General features: G+C 71.3%; 12 protein-coding genes, 1 tRNA gene and 1 pseudogene. 12 read left to right on the top strand and 2 right to left on the bottom strand.

What is annotated here, in order from left to right:
* The 11 genes and pseudogenes from bldG to ACWEQO_RS28995 all read left to right on the top strand — a co-directional run.
* Positions 1-176, top strand: a pseudogene (gene bldG, locus ACWEQO_RS28945) (anti-sigma factor antagonist BldG); the annotation flags it as partial.
* A 111-nt stretch (positions 177-287) separates the two neighbouring features.
* Entirely contained in the window at positions 288-725 is a 438-nt protein-coding gene (locus tag ACWEQO_RS28950) for an ATP-binding protein (protein WP_361459610.1), read from the top strand.
* 386 nt (positions 726-1111) lie between these two features.
* Entirely contained in the window at positions 1112-3517 is a 2406-nt protein-coding gene (locus tag ACWEQO_RS28955; protein WP_361459609.1) for a sodium-translocating pyrophosphatase, read from the top strand.
* A 214-nt stretch (positions 3518-3731) separates the two neighbouring features.
* Complete coding sequence (locus ACWEQO_RS28960; protein ID WP_361459608.1) at positions 3732-4304, top strand: small secreted protein; 573 nt, start codon at positions 3732-3734, stop codon at positions 4302-4304.
* An 87-nt stretch (positions 4305-4391) separates the two neighbouring features.
* Complete coding sequence (locus tag ACWEQO_RS28965; protein WP_452985785.1) at positions 4392-5966, top strand: DUF7059 domain-containing protein; 1575 nt, start codon at positions 4392-4394, stop codon at positions 5964-5966.
* Between the two features lie 333 nt (positions 5967-6299).
* A complete protein-coding gene (locus tag ACWEQO_RS28970) occupies positions 6300-6497 on the top strand; it encodes a hypothetical protein (protein WP_361459606.1) in 198 nt (65 codons plus the stop codon).
* A 256-nt stretch (positions 6498-6753) separates the two neighbouring features.
* Positions 6754-9618 carry a type I DNA topoisomerase gene (topA, locus tag ACWEQO_RS28975; RefSeq protein ID WP_361459605.1) on the top strand — a complete coding sequence of 955 codons (2865 nt, stop codon included), beginning with the start codon at positions 6754-6756 and terminating at the stop codon, positions 9616-9618.
* 174 nt (positions 9619-9792) lie between these two features.
* Positions 9793-12849, top strand: a complete 3057-nt coding sequence (gene tmk / locus ACWEQO_RS28980; RefSeq protein ID WP_452985786.1) for a dTMP kinase — start codon at positions 9793-9795, stop codon at positions 12847-12849.
* A gap of 104 nt (positions 12850-12953) precedes the next feature.
* Complete coding sequence (locus ACWEQO_RS28985) at positions 12954-14159, top strand: DNA polymerase III subunit delta' (protein ID WP_452985787.1); 1206 nt, start codon at positions 12954-12956, stop codon at positions 14157-14159.
* 80 nt (positions 14160-14239) lie between these two features.
* Positions 14240-15835: an alpha/beta hydrolase gene (locus tag ACWEQO_RS28990; RefSeq protein ID WP_452985788.1), complete on the top strand. Its 1596-nt coding sequence runs from the start codon at positions 14240-14242 to the stop codon at positions 15833-15835.
* 119 nt (positions 15836-15954) lie between these two features.
* A tRNA-Thr gene (locus ACWEQO_RS28995) sits at positions 15955-16028 on the top strand.
* A 97-nt stretch (positions 16029-16125) separates the two neighbouring features.
* Here ACWEQO_RS28995 and ACWEQO_RS29000 read toward each other — a convergent pair.
* Both ACWEQO_RS29000 and ACWEQO_RS29005 read right to left on the bottom strand, forming a co-directional pair.
* The gene (locus tag ACWEQO_RS29000; protein WP_452985789.1) at positions 16126-17325 is read right to left on the bottom strand and encodes a tyrosine-type recombinase/integrase; all 1200 of its coding nucleotides are present in this window, start codon (positions 17323-17325) and stop codon (positions 16126-16128) included.
* A complete protein-coding gene (locus ACWEQO_RS29005; RefSeq protein ID WP_452985790.1) occupies positions 17306-17827 on the bottom strand; it encodes a helix-turn-helix domain-containing protein in 522 nt (173 codons plus the stop codon). The genes ACWEQO_RS29000 and ACWEQO_RS29005 overlap by 20 nt, the downstream gene beginning before the upstream one ends.
* Positions 17828-17946: 119 nt before the next feature.
* Here ACWEQO_RS29005 and ACWEQO_RS29010 point away from each other — a divergent pair, with 119 nt between their 5' ends.
* Positions 17947-18153, top strand: coding sequence for a helix-turn-helix transcriptional regulator (locus ACWEQO_RS29010; protein WP_452985791.1), 207 nt, complete (start codon positions 17947-17949; stop codon positions 18151-18153).
* Positions 18154-18182: the final 29 nt, after the last annotated feature.

Below are 18182 nucleotides of genomic sequence, written 5' to 3' on the forward strand. Positions count from 1 at the left end.
ATTCAACCGGACTCGGCGTGCTGGTCGGCGGACTGAAGCGGGTGCGTGCCCATGAGGGCTCGCTGCGCCTGGTCTGCAACCAGGAGCGCATTCTCAAGATCTTCCGTATCACCGGCCTCACCAAGGTGTTCCCGATCCACACCTCGGTCGAGGAAGCGGTGGCGGCCACCGACTGATCATCTGGCCCGGGCGTCCGCGTCCGGGCAGAGCAGTGAAGTACGAGGAGGACCGGGCTCTTCGACAGCCCGGCCCCTCCACCGCACGCCCGAAGTCAGCGAGGGGGTTGCATGGCCACCGTTGAGCTCCGCTTCAGCGCGCTGCCCGAGCATGTCAGGACCGCCCGACTGGTGGCGGCGGCGGTGGCGCGCAGGGCCGGAGTGGACGAGACGGTCCTCGACGAGGTCCGGCTCGCTGTCGGGGAGGCGTGCACCCGGGCCGTCGGACTCCACCGGAACGGTGGAATCTCGGCCCCCGTGAAGGTGCTGCTGACCGAGGAGGAGAAGCAGTTCTCCATCGAGGTCGGTGACGAGGCGCCCCATCCGGCTCCCGGCGGGCGGACGCCCGGCGACGGGCCGGGAGGCACCGAGGCCGAGATCGAGGAGGACGAGATGGGCCTCGCGGTCATCAGCGGACTCGTCGACGACGTCGAGGTCAGTTCCGGGGAGCAGGGCGGAACGATCCGCATGAGGTGGTCCACCACGCCGCCGGCCACCTTCCACGGCTGACCGCCCGGCCACCTTCCACGGACGGCTGATCCGCCCGACCGCCTGCCCCGGCAGTCGGACTTCCCGGCCACCCGTCCGCCCGACCCGAGTCACCCGAACAGCGACTTCTTTTCCGAAGGGCCCCACCCGTGGGGCCCTTCGGCATGTGCGGGGGTCACCGCCCGCGCTTACTGTGGTTTCTGTTCCACCGTTCCCGTGCGGTTCATCGCGTGAATTCATTCACGATCCATCGGGCGATCGGTGAATGTTCCAGAAGCATTACAGGTGATCATGGCGTGAAGAGTAGGTGCCGCGATTTACATTTAACGCGCTCTGTTTCGATCAGGTTCCGGGTACCTAGAATCCCGTCCACATCTTGAGCTCAGCCCAAGCGTCAAGGAGGACGAATGGCGGGGCTTTCCGTCTCACATCAGTCGGGCCAACCCATCTCTCTCGCAGCGGCCGTGCTGACCGACGACAACCGTGTGCTCGTGGTGATCATCGGGGTCGTGGCACTGACGGCACTGGTGGTCGCGGGCATCCTGGTGCGCCAGGTACTCGCGGCCGGCGAGGGCACCGACAGCATGAAGGAGATCGCCGCAGCGGTCCAAGAGGGCGCGAACGCCTATCTGGCCCGCCAGCTGCGCACACTCGGCGTTTTCGCCGTCGTCGTGTTCTTCCTGCTCATGCTGCTGCCCGCGGACGACTGGAATCAGCGTGCCGGACGATCGGTGTTCTTCTTGATCGGAGCGGCGTTCTCGGCGGCCACCGGATATATCGGCATGTGGCTCGCCGTACGCACCAACGTGCGAGTTGCCGCGGCGGCCCGCGAAGCCACACCGGCTCCGGGCGAGCCGGAAAAGGACCTCACCGCCGTCGCGCACAAAGCGATGAAGATCGCTTTTCGCACGGGCGGCGTGGTCGGTATGTTCACCGTCGGGCTCGGCCTGCTGGGCGCCACCTGCGTGGTGCTCGTGTACGCGGCCGACGCGCCGAAGGTGCTCGAGGGATTCGGGCTCGGGGCCGCGCTGATCGCGATGTTCATGCGGGTCGGCGGCGGCATCTTCACCAAGGCCGCCGACGTCGGTGCCGACCTGGTCGGCAAGGTCGAACAGGGCATCCCGGAGGACGATCCGCGCAATGCCGCGACCATCGCCGACAACGTGGGCGACAACGTCGGCGACTGCGCGGGCATGGCGGCCGACCTGTTCGAGTCGTACGCCGTGACGCTGGTGGCCGCGCTGATCCTGGGCTCGGCCGCCTTCGGCGACGCCGGACTGGCCTTCCCGCTGCTGGTGCCCGCGATCGGCGTCCTCACCGCGATGGTCGGCATCTTCGCGGTGGCTCCGAGACGCTCCGACCGCAGCGGCATGAGCGCGATCAACCGCGGGTTCTTCATCTCCGCGATGATCTCCCTCGTCCTGGTCGCGATCGCCGTGTTCACCTATCTGCCCTCGTCCTACGCCGACCTCGACGGCGTCACCGACGAGGCGATCCAGGGCATGGACGGCGATCCGCGGATCCTCGCACTCGTCGCGGTGGCCATCGGCATCGTGCTCGCCGCCCTGATCCAGCAGCTCACCGGTTACTTCACCGAGACCACCCGGCGTCCCGTCAGGGACATCGGCAAGACCTCGCTCACCGGCCCCGCCACCGTCGTCCTCGCCGGTATCTCCCTCGGGCTGGAATCGGCCGTCTACACCGCCCTGCTGATCGGCCTCGGCGTGTACGGGGCCTTCCTGCTCGGCGGCACATCGATCATGCTGGCGCTGTTCGCGGTGGCGCTGGCCGGCACCGGCCTGCTCACCACGGTCGGTGTGATCGTCGCGATGGACACCTTCGGACCGGTCTCCGACAACGCGCAGGGCATCGCCGAGATGTCCGGCGACGTCGAGGGCGCGGGCGCCCAGGTGCTCACCGACCTGGACGCCGTCGGCAACACCACCAAGGCCATCACCAAGGGCATCGCCATCGCCACGGCCGTGCTCGCGGCGGCGGCGCTGTTCGGCTCGTACCGCGACGCCATCACCACCGGCGCGAGGGACGTGGGCGAACGGCTCAGCGGCGAGGGCGCGCCGATGAGCCTGATGATGGACATCTCGCAGCCCAACAACCTCGTCGGGCTCATCGCGGGCGCGGCGGTCGTCTTCCTCTTCTCGGGGCTGGCGATCAACGCGGTCTCGCGGTCGGCGGGTTCGGTGGTCTTCGAGGTGCGGCGGCAGTTCCGTGAGAAGCCCGGGATCATGGACTACAGCGAGAAACCGGAGTACGGCAAGGTCGTCGACATCTGTACCAGGGACGCCCTGCGCGAACTCGCCACACCCGGTCTGCTGGCCGTGATGGCGCCCATCTTCATCGGGTTCACGCTCGGCGTCGGGGCGCTCGGCGCCTTCCTCGCGGGCGCGATCGGCGCGGGCACGCTGATGGCGGTGTTCCTCGCCAACTCCGGTGGCGCGTGGGACAACGCGAAGAAGCTCGTCGAGGACGGCCACCACGGCGGCAAGGGCAGCGAGGCCCACGAGGCCACCGTCATCGGTGACACCGTCGGCGACCCCTTCAAGGACACCGCGGGGCCGGCCATCAACCCCCTGCTGAAGGTGATGAACCTGGTGGCGCTGCTCATCGCGCCCGCGGTCATCCAGTTCTCCTACGGCGCGGACAAGAGCGTCGCCGTAAGGGTGCTGATCGCGGTCCTGGCGCTGGCCGTGATCGTCGGTTCGGTGTACGTGTCCAAACGGCGCGGTATCGCCATGGGTGACGAAGGCAACTCCGAACCCGACCCCAAGTCTGTCGATCCGGCGGTGGTTTCGTAGGGCCGGTCACCGAAGGCTTGCTCAAGGCGCGGGCGGGCGGCGTGAGTTGATGCGTCGCCCGCCCGCGTCGTGCGGTGCGCGCCCCCTCGCCGTGAGCCTTCTCTCGCTTGGTGCAAATGGCTTCAAAACTCGGCTTAACGGACGCCCGGCGGGGGGATGTCGCCCATCTGGCGTGTATGTTCCGGGGCCGGGAGCCAAGGAAGGGGCCAATCCGGTGAACAAGAAGCTCGCGGCCGCACTGTCCGGCGGTGCGGTACTGGTGCTGGCGCTGACGGGATGCGGCGGCGACGACGGCAACGAGAAGCTGGATTCCTGGGCGAACCAGGTCTGCGACGCGGTGCAGCCGCAGGCGAAGAAGATCGCGGCCGCCAACGCCGCGATCCAGAAGGAGACCTCGGACAACAGCACGCCGGAGAACGTCCAGAAGACCGACTCGAAGGCCTTCCAGGACATGTCCGACGCCTACAAGGCGATCGGCGAGGCCGTGAACAAGGCGGGGGCGCCGGACGTCGAGAACGGCGAGAAGAAGCAGGCGGACGCCGTCAAGGAACTCAACGGCATCTCCGCGTCGTACGCCTCCTTGAAGAAGCAGGTCGACGAGCTCGACACGGACGACCAGGCGAAGTTCGCCGACGGTCTGAAGGACATCGCCACCGAGCTGGACAAGCTCAGCAAGAGCGGCAACGACGCCCTCAAGACACTGGAGGAGGGCGAGGTCGGCGAGGCGATGGCCCGCCAGCCCAGCTGCAAGACGGCCACCGCTCCGGGGCAGACCGCACAGAGCTGACGGCGCGGCAGCCGAGGCCGTCACGACGGCCGTGGGGGCACGGGGCCACGGGGCCACGGCACGCGTGGGGCGAGGGCGGCGGCCACAATGGAGGGTGTGAGTAACACCGGCCTGCCGCCCCTGCCCCTGTCCCCCTCGGTCTCTTCGGCCCCCTCGGCCCCTTCGGCTCCACCGCCGGGCCGCTCCGACACCGCCGCCCGTCTCCGCGAGGCGCTGCTCGGGGCCTCCTTCACCGCCGACGGACTGCTCGAGCTGCTCGGTGCTCCCGCGTACGCGGCGCTGGCCCGCAGTGAGACCGTGCCCGCGTTCCGGGCGACGCGCGGGGACACGCCGCTGGAGACACTCGTACGGCTGTTCCTGTTGCAGCAACCCGTGCCCCGCGCGCGCGTGGCGGACGTCCTGCCGGTCGACGCCTGCCTGGCGGACGGGTGGCTGGCGCGCGTCGGCGCGGACGAGCTCACCGCGACCGTGGACGTGCGGCCCTACGGCGGGCCCGCGGGCGAGGACTGGTTCATCGTGTCCGACCTGGGCTGCGCGGTCGGCGGCGCCGGCGGCATCGGCAGCCGGGAGGAGGGAGTCGTCCTCGGCGTCGGCGGGGCGTCCATGACCCTGGCCGGGATCACCGTCCGCACGCCCGCCGCCTCCGCGCTCGACCTCGGCACCGGCTCCGGCATCCAGGCGCTGCACGCCACCCGGCACGCCACGCGCGTGACGGCGACGGACGTCAACCCGCGCGCGCTGCACATCGCCGCGCTCACCCTGGCCCTCTCCGGGGCCCCGGCCGCCGAGCTGCGCGAGGGGTCGTTGTTCGTACCGGTCCGGGAGGACGAGACGTACGACCTGATCGTCTCCAACCCGCCCTTCGTGATCTCGCCGGGCGCGCGGCTCACCTACCGCGACGGCGGGATGGGCGGGGACGATCTGTGCCGCACGCTCGTTCAGGAAGCGGGGGAACGGCTGCGTGAAGGCGGGTTCGCGCAGTTCCTCGCCAACTGGCAGCACGTCGAAGGGGAGGACTGGCAGGACAGGCTCAGGTCATGGGTGCCCCGCGGATGCGATGCCTGGATCGTGCAGCGCGAGGTACAGGACGTCACTCAGTACGCCGAGCTGTGGCTGCGGGACGCCGGCGACCACCGCGGCGACGCGGCCGAATACCAGGCGCGCTACGACGCCTGGCTGGACGAGTTCGAGGCGCGCGGCGTGAAGGCCGTCGGCTTCGGATGGATCACCCTGCGCAAGTCGGGCGCCGCCCTGCCGTCGGTCACGGTGGAGGAGTGGCCGCATCCGGTCGAGCAGCCGCTCGGGGACACGGTGCGGGCCCACTTCGAGCGGCTCGACTACCTCCGTACGCACGACGACGCGGCGCTGCTCGAGGCGAGCTTCCGGCTGGCCGACGAGGTCGTGCAGGAGCAGGTCGGGCTGCCCGGCGCGGAGGACCCGGAGCATGTGGTGCTGCGCCAGAACCGGGGGATGCGCCGGGCCACCAGGGTGGACACGATCGGCGCGGGCTTCGCGGGCGTGTGCGACGGCACGATGAGCGCGGGCCGCATCCTGGACGCCATCGCCCAGCTCCTCGGCGAGGACCCGGTGCTGCTGCGCGACCGCACGCCCGCCCAGATCCGGCTGCTGGTGGAACAGGGGTTCCTGGAACCGGTGGGGTGACCGGCCGCGGGCGCCCGGCCGCGGGGCGGCGAGGGCGGCGGGTGCCCGGTGGTGCGGTGCGTGCGGTGCGCGGTGCGTGCGGTGCGCGATGCGTGCGGTGCACGATGCGCGCGGTGCGGGGAGCGTGCCCGGCAGGTGCTCGGAGAAGTGTTCGGTTCGCCAACTTTCGAGTCGTTCCGGACACCTTCACCGGGAGCCGGGCCGCGCCGGCCGCCGTCCCACCCACCACCGTCGTCCCCGCGTTCACCTCCGGTTCGCCTGCGCGCCGCTCGTGCGTGTCAGCCTCATTCCCGGGCCGGCGTCAGCGGCCCGGGGGAAGGGGCTCAGGGAACCATGGAGAGCGGACCGGCGATCTTCGCAGGACTGGTGTTCTGCCTGTTCGGGGGCGGGTTGCTGGCCTGGACCGTGACGGGTGTCCGCCGCGGTCGCCCCGTGGCCCAGGGTGTGAGCCCCGTCGCATCGGTCGGCGTCGCGAGCCTCGTCTCGCTGATTTCCCTCGTCCTCGGCGTGTGGTGTCTCACCCGCTTCTGAGGACCGTCGGCGAACTGGGGATTCGGGTAATCGAGAGGTCGCGCTCCGCAGGGGAACGGGCCGGGTCCGGACAGTCCGGGCGGCAGGAACGGTGCAAGTCGGGTTACCGTTCGAGTGGCCGTTGCGGGCTTTTCCCGTTTGACACGGGGGCGGGAGGTACCGTCACACTCCGCAGCGTCACGAGCCGTGCATGCAGACCCGACCCCGGGACGAGAGCCCGGGGAGGCCCCAGTGTCGACCGGAGAGAAGAGCGAAGTTGTCCCCGACCAGCGAGACCGCGAAGGGCGGCCGCCGACTCGTCATCGTCGAGTCGCCTGCCAAGGCGAAGACGATCAAGGGCTATCTCGGCCCTGGCTACATCGTCGAGGCGAGCGTCGGGCATATTCGCGACCTTCCCAACGGCGCCGCGGAGGTGCCCGAGAAGTACACCGGTGAGGTCCGCCGTCTCGGTGTGGACGTCGAACACGACTTCCAGCCGATCTATGTGGTCAACGCCGATAAGAAGGCCCAGGTCAAGAAGCTCAAGGACCTGTTGAAGGAGTCCGACGAGCTCTTCCTCGCCACCGATGAGGACCGCGAGGGGGAGGCCATCGCCTGGCACCTCCAGGAAGTCCTCAAGCCGAAGATCCCGGTCAAGCGGATGGTCTTCCACGAGATCACCAAGGACGCGATCCGCGAGGCCGTGGCCAACCCGCGCCAGCTCAACCAGAAGCTGGTCGACGCCCAGGAGACCCGCCGCATCCTCGACCGCCTCTACGGTTACGAGGTCTCGCCGGTCCTGTGGAAGAAGGTCATGCCCCGGCTGTCCGCCGGCCGTGTCCAGTCCGTCGCCACCCGGCTCGTGGTCGAGCGGGAACGCGAGCGCATCGCGTTCCGTTCCGCCGAGTACTGGGACCTGACGGGCACCTTCTCGACCGGCCGTGCGGGGGACGTCTCCGACCCGGCGTCGCTGGTCGCCCGTCTCCAGAGCGTCGACGGCAGGCGCGTCGCGCAGGGCCGCGACTTCGACTCCCTGGGCCGGCTCAAGAGCGCGAACACCCTCCAGCTCGACGAGGCGAACGCCCGCGCCCTGGCCGCCGCCCTGGAGAACACGCGGTTCTCCGTGCGGTCCGTCGAGTCCAAGCCGTACCGCCGCTCGCCGTACGCCCCGTTCCGTACGACGACGCTGCAGCAGGAGGCGAGCCGCAAGCTCGGCTACGGCGCGAAGGCCACCATGCAGATCGCGCAGAAGCTGTACGAGAACGGCTACATCACCTACATGCGTACGGACTCGACGACGCTGAGCGACACGGCGGTCGCCGCCGCCCGCGCCCAGGTCACGCAGTTGTACGGCGCCGACTACCTGCCGCCGCAGCCGCGCACCTACGCCGGGAAGGTGAAGAACGCCCAGGAGGCGCACGAGGCGATCCGGCCCTCGGGAGACCGTTTCCGCACCCCGGCCGAGACCGGCCTGACCGGCGACCAGTTCCGGCTCTACGAGCTGATCTGGAAGCGGACCGTCGCCTCCCAGATGAAGGACGCCACCGGCAACTCCGTCACCGTGAAGATCGGCGGCACCGCGTCCGACGGCCGGGACGTCGAGTTCAGCGCGTCCGGCAAGACCATCACCTTCCACGGCTTCCTGAAGGCGTACGTCGAGGGCGCGGACGACCCGAACGCCGAGCTCGACGACCGTGAGCGCCGGCTGCCGCAGGTCGCCGAGGGCGACGCCCTCACCGCCGAGGAGATCTCGGCCGACGGCCACGCCACCAAGCCGCCGGCCCGCTACACCGAGGCCTCGCTGGTCAAGGAGCTGGAGGAGCGGGAGATCGGCCGCCCGTCGACGTACGCGTCGATCATCGGCACGATCCTCGACCGCGGCTATGTGTTCAAGAAGGGCACGGCCCTGGTGCCGTCCTTCCTCTCCTTCGCCGTGGTCAACCTGCTGGAGAAGCACTTCGGCCGGCTCGTCGACTACGACTTCACCGCCAAGATGGAGGACGACCTCGACCGCATCGCACGCGGTGAGGCGCAGTCCGTGCCGTGGCTGAAGCGGTTCTACTTCGGCGAAGGCACCGGCACCGGCATCGGAACCGGCACCGGCAACGGCGGTGCGGCCGAGGCCGGCAACGGAGACGGGGACCACCTCGGCGGTCTCAAGGAGTTGGTGACCGACCTGGGCGCGATCGACGCGCGCGAGGTGTCGTCGTTCCCGGTGGGCAACGGCATCGTGCTGCGGGTCGGGCGCTACGGCCCGTACGTCGAGCGCGGTGAGAAGGACGCGGAGGGCCACCAGCGGGCCGACGTCCCCGAGGACCTGGCGCCTGACGAGCTGACCGTCGAACTGGCCGAGGAGCTGCTCGCCAAGCCGAGCGGCGACTTCGAGCTGGGAACCGACCCGGTGACCGGCCGCCCGATCGTCGCCAAGGACGGCCGCTACGGACCGTACGTCACGGAGATCCTCCCCGAGGGCACGCCGAAGACCGGCAAGAACGCGGTCAAGCCGCGTACGGCCTCCCTCTTCAAGTCGATGTCCCTGGACACGGTGACGCTCGAGGACGCGCTGAGGCTGATGTCGCTGCCGCGCGTGGTCGGCGCCGACGCCGAGGGCGTGGAGATCACCGCGCAGAACGGCCGCTACGGGCCGTACCTGAAGAAGGGCACCGACTCGCGGTCGCTGCAGTCCGAGGAGCAGCTCTTCACGATCACGCTGGAGGAGGCGCTGGCGATCTACGCCCAGCCCAAGCAGCGTGGCCGGGCCGCGGCCAAGCCGCCGCTGAAGGAGCTGGGCGCGGATCCGGTCAGCGGGAAGCCGGTCGTGGTGAAGGACGGCCGCTTCGGTCCGTACGTCACCGACGGCGAGACCAACGCGACCCTGCGCTCCGGTGACAGCGTCGAGACGATCACCCAGGAGCGCGGCTTCGAGCTGCTGGCCGAGAAGCGCGCCAAGGGGCCCGCCAAGAAGACGGCGAAGAAGGCCCCGGCGAAGAAGACGGCCGCCAAGAAGGCTCCGGCGAAGAAGACGGCCGCCAAGAAGACGGCGGCGAAGGCCACGACCGCGAAGACCACGACGGCGAAGAAGGCGACGGCGACCAAGACCGCCGCGAAGAAGGCGACGGCCGCGAACAGCACCGAGGGCTGAGAGGACTGAGGCGCCCCGGGACCCCGTGCGGCACGGCGGTCCGTCGTCGGCTCCCAGGTGCGGATCTTCACCAAAGGTTCGGAACGCGAACGCCCCGGCACCACTTCGGTGCCGGGGCGTGCGCATGTCAGGGCGGAGCGCCGTGATGTCGGCGCGGGCCGATAGGCTGAACGCATGATGCGAGCCGAACCGCCAGCGGCCCCTCAACCGGCCCCCGACGACGCACTGGTCGCGGACTCCCGCGAGCGCGCCGTCCGCGCCCTGCTGCGCCGTCCGCAGCTGAAGCGGCTGTGGGGCGCGCACTTCGTGGGTGGTGTCGGTGACACCCTCGCCCTCCTCGTGCTGGTCCTCCTCGCCCTCCAGGCGACGATCGTCGAAGGTTCGTTCGGCGGCGGCTCCCGGGGCGCCGCGTTCGCAGTGGCGACCGTTTTCGGGGTGCGGATCCTCGCGACGCTGCTGTTCGGCGCCGTACTCCTCGGCCCGCTCACCTCGCTCACCTCGCCGGACGGACCGCTGGACCGCCGCTGGACCATGGTCGGCGCGGACGGGCTGCGGGCGGCCCTGCTCATCGTCGCCCCGCTGTGGATCGACTGGATGCCCGACAACGCCCTGGCCGTCCTCCTCGTCACCGCCTTCGTGGCCTCGGTCGCCGAGCGGTTCTGGACGGTGTGCCGGGAGGGCGCGGCCCCCGCGCTGCTGCCCGCCCCGCCCCCGGAGGGCGCGACGGTGCGGCCGTTGCCGGACCACATGGACGCGCTGCGCCGCCTGTCACTGCGTACGACCTTCGTGGCGGTGCCGGTCGCGGCCGTCGTGCTCGTCGTCGCCGGGCTGTTCAACAACCTGCTGGGCACGGGCATCGCCTGGTTCGCCCAGCACCAGGCCGCCCTCGCCTCGTACGTCGCGGCCGGACTGTTCGCCGCGTCGCTGTCGATCCTGGCCTCCCTCGAACTGCCCGCCGCGCGCACCCCGCGCCCGCGCTCGCCGCTGGAGGGACTGCGCCGCCCGAAGAGCACCGCCGGCACCGGCCCCGACAAGGGCCGCACCGGAGTGATGCCGCTGCTGGTGCTGGCGTCCGCCCTGGTGGCCGCCGCGGTGTCGGCCGCCGTCGCGGTGTTCGTGCTGCACGCCACGGACCTGGGCGGCGGGCCCGTGCTCTACGGCCTGCTGGTGGGCGCGCTGACCGGCGGTGTCGTCGTCGGCATACGGACGGCGCCCTCCCTGCTGCCGTCGCTGTCGCGGCGCCGCCTGCTCGCGCTGGCGCTCGCCTTCACCGGCGTCGCGCTGCTGGCCGCCGGTCTGGTGCCGGACGTCACCAGCGTGCTGCTGATCGTCGCGCTGGCCGGTGTGGGCGCGGGCATCGCGGCCAACATCGGGCACACGCTGCTCGACCAGGAGACCGAGGAGCAGCGGCGGGCCCGTACGACGGAGCACCTGCACGCGGTCGTCCGCGTCTTCGTGGCACTCGGCGCGGTGATCGCCCCGCTGGTGGCCGCGGCCATCGGGCCGCACCGGCTGGAGAGCGGCCGGTTCGTCTTCGCGCACGGCGGTGCCGCGTTCACGCTGATGCTGGTGGGCGCGCTGCTGCTGCCGGTGGCCGCGCTCGTGCTGGCCAAGGTCGACGACCGCTCCGGGGTGCCGCTGCGGCAGGACCTGCGGGACGCGCTGCTCGGCGGCGACGACCCGGCGCCGGTCGCGGCGGGCGCCGGCTTCTTCATCGCCCTGGAGGGCGGCGACGGGGCCGGGAAGTCCACGCAGGCCGAGGCGCTCGCCGAGTGGATCCGGGCCAAGGGCCACGAGGTCGTCCTCACCCGCGAGCCGGGGGCGACGCCCGTCGGCAAGCGGCTGCGGTCGATCCTGCTGGACGTCTCCAGCGCCGGACTGTCCCACCGCGCGGAGGCGCTGCTGTACGCGGCGGACCGGGCCGAGCACATCGACACGGTCGTACGGCCCGCACTGGAGCGCGGCGCCGTCGTCGTCTCCGACCGCTACATCGACTCCTCGGTGGCCTACCAGGGCGCCGGGCGCGACCTGTCCCCGACCGAGATCGCCCGCATCAACCGCTGGGCGACCAACGGCCTCGTGCCGCACCTCACCGTGCTGCTGGACGTGGCGCCGGAGACCGCGCGCGAGAGGTTCACCGAGGCACCGGACCGGCTGGAGTCGGAGCCCGCCGAGTTCCACGCGCGCGTGCGGGCCGGTTTCCTCACCCTGGCCGCGGCCGACCCCGGCCGTTACCTGGTGGTCGACGCCGGTCAGGAGCCGGACGCGGTCGGCACCGTGATCCGGCGCCGGCTCGACCAGGTGCTGCCGCTCTCCGAGGCCGAGATCCGGGCCCGTGAGGAGGCGCGGCGCAGGGCCGAGGAGGAGGCCCGGCGCAAGGCGGAGGAGGAAGCGGCACGCAAGGCCGAGGAGGAGCGCCTGGAGCGCGAGCGCCAGGAGCTGATGGCGCGGCTGCGTGCCGAGGAGGAGGAGCGCAAGCGGCGCGAGCTGGAGGAGGCGCAGCGGCGCGAGGCCGAACGGCAGGCGGAGGAGGCCCGGCAGCGTGCCGAGGAGGCCGCCCGCCGAGCCGAGGAGGAGCGCCGGCGGCTCCTCGCCGAGGAGAAGGCGCGGGCGGAGGAGGAGACCCGGCGCAGGGCCGAGGAGGAACGCCGCCGCAAGCAGGCCGAGGAGGAGGAGCGGCTGCGCGCCGAGGCCGAGGCGCTGCGCCTGGAGAAGCAGCGCAAGGCGGAGGAGGCGCTGCGGCGGGCCGAGGAGGCCCGGCGCAGCGCGGAACGGGCCGCTGCCGCGGCGGAGACGGGCCCCAAGGCGACGGACGGGGCCGGTTCCTTCGGGGCGTCGGCGCCGTCGGCTCCGTCGACTTCGCCGGCCTCGTTCGGGCCCTCCGAGGCCGAGGTGACCACCGAGCTGCCGCAGGTGTCGGTTCCGCCCCGGGCGACCGACGAGACCGAGGTGCTGCCCGTGGTGCCGCCGCGGGGTGACGTGGAGGAGACGGCGGTGCTGCCCACGGTCACGCGGGACGACAACGAGGTGAGCACACGCGAGCTGCCCCGGGTCGACCTCGAGAAGATGCCGGGCCGGAACAGGCGGCGTCCGGACTGGGCCGAGGACACCCCGCTGGACGACCTGCCGACGCTCGCGGACGAGCTGCTGGGCCCGCGCGGCGACGGGCGCGGCAACGGGCAGGGCGAGCACGGCGAGTACGGTGACGAGGGCGGCCGGGGCCGCCGCTGACGGAAGCGGCGGCGCCTCGTACACGGTGAACGTGACGGAGGCGCGGCGGGCATGACGGAGGCACGGCGGACGGAAGGACGGCGGATGGAAGGGCGGCGCGACCCATGACCGTGTGGGACGACCTCGTCGGGCAGCAGCGGGTCAGTGAACAGCTCACCGCCGCCGCCCGGGACGCCGACGCCCTCGTCACCGCCACGGCGGTCGGTGCCCCCGCGCCGACGGCGTCGAAGATGACCCACGCCTGGCTGTTCACGGGCCCGCCCGGCGCCGGACGCCACCAGACGGCGCGCGCCTTCGCCGCCGCCTTGCAGTGCGTCAGCCCCGACCGCGCCCTCGGCGGGGTCCCGGGCTGCGGATTCTGCGACGGCTGCCACACCGCCCTGATCGGCACCCACGCCGACGTGAGCACGATCACCGCCGTCGGCGCGATGATCCTGGTGCGCGACATGCGCGACACCGTCCGCAAGTCGTTCACCGCCCCGGCGAACGGCCGCTGGCAGGTGATCCTCGTCGAGGACGCCGAGCGGCTGAACGAGAGCTCCGCCAACGCCGTCCTCAAGGCCGTGGAGGAGCCCGCCCCCCGCACGGTCTGGCTGCTCTGCGCCCCGTCCGTCGAGGACGTCCTGCCGACGATCCGCTCCCGCTGCCGCCACCTCAACCTGAGCACGCCCTCCGTGGACGCCGTCGCCGACCTGCTCGTCCGGCGCGAGGGCGTCGAGCCGGACGTGGCGGCCGCCGTCGCCCGCGCCACCCAGGGCCACGTCGACCGGGCCCGCCGCCTGGCCACCGACCCGGCGGCCCGCGAGCGCCGCGCCGCCGTGCTCAAGCTGCCGCTGCGGGTCGACGACGTGGGGAGCGCGCTCAGGGCGGCCCAGGAACTCGTCGACGCCGCCGCCGAGGACGCCAGGCAACTGGCCGAGCAGATGGACACCAAGGAGACCGACGAGCTGAAGGCGGCGCTCGGCGCGGCCCAGGGCGGTCGGCTGCCCCGCGGTACGGCGGGCGTGGTCAAGGACCTGGAGGACATGCAGAAGCGCCGCCGCACGCGTACGCAGCGGGACAGCCTCGACGTGGCCCTGACCGACCTCACCAGCTTCTACCGCGACGTCCTCGCGCTCCAGCTCGGCTCCCGCGTCGCCCTCGCCAACACGGACGCCGAGGACGCCCTGGAGCGCCTGGCGCGCGGCAGCTCACCCGAGTCCACCCTCCGCCGCATCGAGTCGATCGCCGCCTGCCGCGACGCCCTCGACCGCAACGTGGCCCCGCTGCTGGCCGTGGAGGCGATGACCATGGCACTCAGAGCGGGCTGAACCCGCGCGTCCCGTAACTCGTACGAGGCACGGGTCGCACACAGAGCACCCGGTCCGTCGCTCACAGTTACGCTCGCATCATGTACACAAGGCGCACCCCCCACCGCAGGACCCGCACCGCGGCCACGTTGCTCGCCGCCGCCGCGCTCCTGGTCTCCGGCTGCTCCTCCGGGAGCACGGCGAGCACCACCGGTTCCGCGAAATCGGCGGCGAAGGAGACGGCGACACTGGCCGCACTGCCCCGGGCCACGCCCGCGGCGCTCACCCCGTACTACGAGCAGAAGCCGAAGTGGCGCGACTGCGGGGTGCCCGGCTTCCAGTGCGCCACGCTGAAGGCCCCGCTCGACTACGCCGACCCGTCCGCCGGTGACATCCGCCTCGCCGTGTCCCGGAAGAAGGCCACGGGTCCGGGGGAGCGGCTGGGCTCGCTGCTGATCAACCCCGGCGGGCCGGGCGGCTCGGCGATCGGCTACCTCCAGGCGTACGCCGGCATCGGCTACCCCGCCGAGGTGCGCGCCCGCTACGACATGGTGGCCGTCGACCCGCGGGGCGTGGCCCGCAGCGAACCCGTCGAGTGCCTGGACGGCCCCGAGATGGACGCGTACACGCAGACGGACGTCACACCGGACGACGCGAAGGAGGCCGACACGCTGGTCGCCGCGTACCGGAAGTTCGCCGAGGGCTGCGGGACGGACGCGCCGAAGCTGCTGCGCCATGTGTCGACCGTCGAGGCGGCCCGGGACATGGACATCGTGCGGGCGGCGCTGGGCGACGAGAAGCTGAACTACGTGGGCGCCTCCTACGGCACCTTCCTCGGGGCGACGTACGCGGGACTCTTCCCGGAGCGGACGGGCCGACTGGTGCTGGACGGCGCGCTGGACCCCTCGCTGCCGGCGCGGCAGCTCAACCTCGAGCAGACGGCGGGCTTCGACACGGCGTTCACGGCTTTCGCCAAGGACTGCGTACGGCAGAGCGACTGCCCCCTCGGCGGCCGGAACACCGGGGTCGAACAGGTCGGCGAGAACCTGAAGGAGTTCTTCGCCGAACTCGACGCCCGGCCGATCCCCACCGGAGACACCGCGGGCCGCAGGCTCACCGAGTCGCTGGCCACCACCGGCGTGATCGCGGCCATGTACGACGAGGGCGCCTGGCCACGGCTGCGCGAGGCGCTGACGGCGGCGATGAAGGAGAACGACGGCGCCGGGCTCCTGGCCCTTTCCGACAGCTACTACGAACGTGACGCCAAGGGCGACTACGCCAACCTGATGTTCGCCAACGCCGCCGTGAACTGCCTGGACCTTCCGCCCGCCTTCACCTCCCCGGACCAGGTGCGGGACGCCCTCCCCGACTTCGAGAAGGCCTCCCCGGTCTTCGGCGAGAGCTTCGCCTGGGCCGCCCTGAACTGCGAGTACTGGCCGGTCGGCGCCACGGGCAAGCCCCAGCGCATCGAGGCGAAGGGCGCGGCCCCGATCGTCGTCGTCGGCACCACCCGCGACCCCGCCACCCCCTACCGCTGGGCCGAGTCCCTCGCCGACCAGCTCTCCTCGGCCCGCCTGCTCACGTACGAGGGCGACGGCCACACCGCCTACGGCCGGGGCAGCGACTGCATCGACTCCGCGATCAACACCTACCTCCTCCGCGGCACCCCGCCCGCGAACGGAAAGCGCTGCTCGTAGCCGGTGCACCCACCCCGGAGGCGGACCCCCGGCCCGCCTCCGGGGCCGGTACGAAGCACCATCCGAAACTGTGTAGACTTACCGACGTCGCTGATCGCACCATGGTGCCGACAGCACACGCCGCCTTAGCTCAGATGGCCAGAGCAACGCACTCGTAATGCGTAGGTCTCGGGTTCGAATCCCGAAGGCGGCTCTGTGGTGAAACCGCTGGTCAACAGCGGTACGCGATGGGGCCCGGTCAAGATCGCTGACCGGGCCCCATACGCATTCTGTACATGCTGGATTGATCGCTAAGCATCCGTGAGTGGCGCATCGGCAAGCGCCAGTGCGACCTTCCGCCCGGCATCGAGGGCGTCCGCCACTTCGTCCAGCCGGTCCGGGAACAGATGGCCGTAGACGTTCAGCGTCATCGACGCGTCCTTGTGCCCGAGCATCAGCTGTACGACCTTCACGTCCGCGCCGGCCGCGATGGCGAGCGACGCCGCGGTGTGCCGGAGCTTGTGCGGCGTGATGCCCATGCCCTCGAGGCCCGCCTCCTTCACCGCGGGATCGAACACCCTCGAGCGGAAGTTGGCGTACCGCAGCGGCCCACCCTCGGGCGCTGTGAACAGGAGATCGTCCGCCTTCCGCCCGCGCGCGAGGGTGCCCAGCTCGTCGGCGAACGACCGAGGCAGTGGCACAGAGCGTTTCTCGTGGTTCTTCACCGGCCCCAGGGCCAGGTGCCCGCTGACGTCGGTGTAGTTCTGCACGATCCGGATACGGCGTTGCGGCACCTGCAGCCGGCCCACCCTCACCGCGGACGCCTCTGCCCACCGGATGCCGCAGTACCCCAGCGTCAGGATGAGCAGCCGGTACTCGTCGGCCGCCAGCGCGAGCCGCTCCAGCTGGTTGTAGGTGAGGTAGACGTGCTCGTCTTCGTCGTCCGGGCGCGGCAGCTCGTGGTCGTGGCACGGGCTCACGGAAACCCGCTTGGAGAACACCGCGTGCTTCATCACCATGGACAGCACCCGGTACGCCTTGATGATGCGGGCCGCGCCCAGCAGCTTGCCGGCCTTACCCGGCTTCGTCTCCAGGTCGGTCACCCACGCGTTCACGTCCTCCCACTGGACAGCGGCGACCTGCCAGTCCCCCCACTTCGGGATGATGTAGTTGTCGAGCAGGTCCCGATAGTCGCGCTTCGTGGTCCGGCCGATCTTCCGCTTCGACGCGAACCACTCCTCGGCCACCACCCGCACCGGCGCCTTCCCCGACTTCGGGTCCCGGTATGAGCCCTTGTCCAGGCGCGCGGTGATGGCGTCCTTCTCCGCCTCGGCCTGCGGCAGCTTCGCGAACGTCCTCGCCTTGCCCTTGCCGTCGGGCCCGTACCAGCGCACCCGCCACCGGCCCGGAGGCTGCCGCTTGCTGCCCGCGCGCTTCGCCGCTTGCCAGTTCTCGACGGCGGCCTGATAGTCCGCGTGGGTGGCGCGGTCCTCAATCCACACTCGGGCCATCGGTCTCCCCCTCGCGTCCGAATTGCTGCAGAGCCTCGCTCATCTCCGCCCGCCCGCGGCGCGGCGGCCGGGCGTGGGTGAAGAAGTCCAGGTAGATCTCGAACGCCTTCTCCGCGTCGGGGTGGTCGAAGAGAGGGCCCTGCCCGTCCGCCCACTGCCAGACCTGCCAGGCCGTCGCGCGGATCTCCCCGCCGTCGACGTGCCGTCCGGGAAGCAGTTCCAGGATCGTCCCGGGCGAGTCGTCCCGGGGCAGCAGCAGCGCCGAGGGGTTCACGTTGAGCACCACGGCCAGGGCGACGAGGTCACCGACATCGACGCGGCGTTCTGCACGCTCCACCTTGGCGACCGCCGAGGGGCTGATCGGGCGACCTGCTTCCTTGAGGTGCCGTGCGAGCTGGTAGGTGGACCACCCTCGCGCCTCTCGGATGCGCCGGACGTTGGCGGCCACGTTGCGGCCGATCGGATCGGTGATCTGCGTCTTCGGGCGGGCTTCGTCAGTCATGTGAGTCAGCTTACGACTCAAGCGAATCCCCAACCGCTTTGAACTCTCTGCTACTGTCACATTCATGTGTCTAGTATCGACGCATGCGAGTCGAAAGACAACTCATTCGAGGTGGAAACGTGGCTGACGAACTGCTGACCCCCCGGCAGGTGCACGGCGATTACGGGTTCACACAGCAGACCCTCGCCAACTGGCGATGGATGGGCACCGGCCCCGCCTACATCAAGACCAGCCCCGGCCGCGGCGGACGCATCAAGTACCGGCGTAGCGCCATCGAGGCATGGCTCGACGCCCAGACCGTGCAGGCGGGAGGCGCCGCAGCATGAGCAACAAGAAAAACGCCCCCGCGGCAACG

Source organism: Streptomyces sp. NPDC004051 (genome assembly GCF_053604275.1).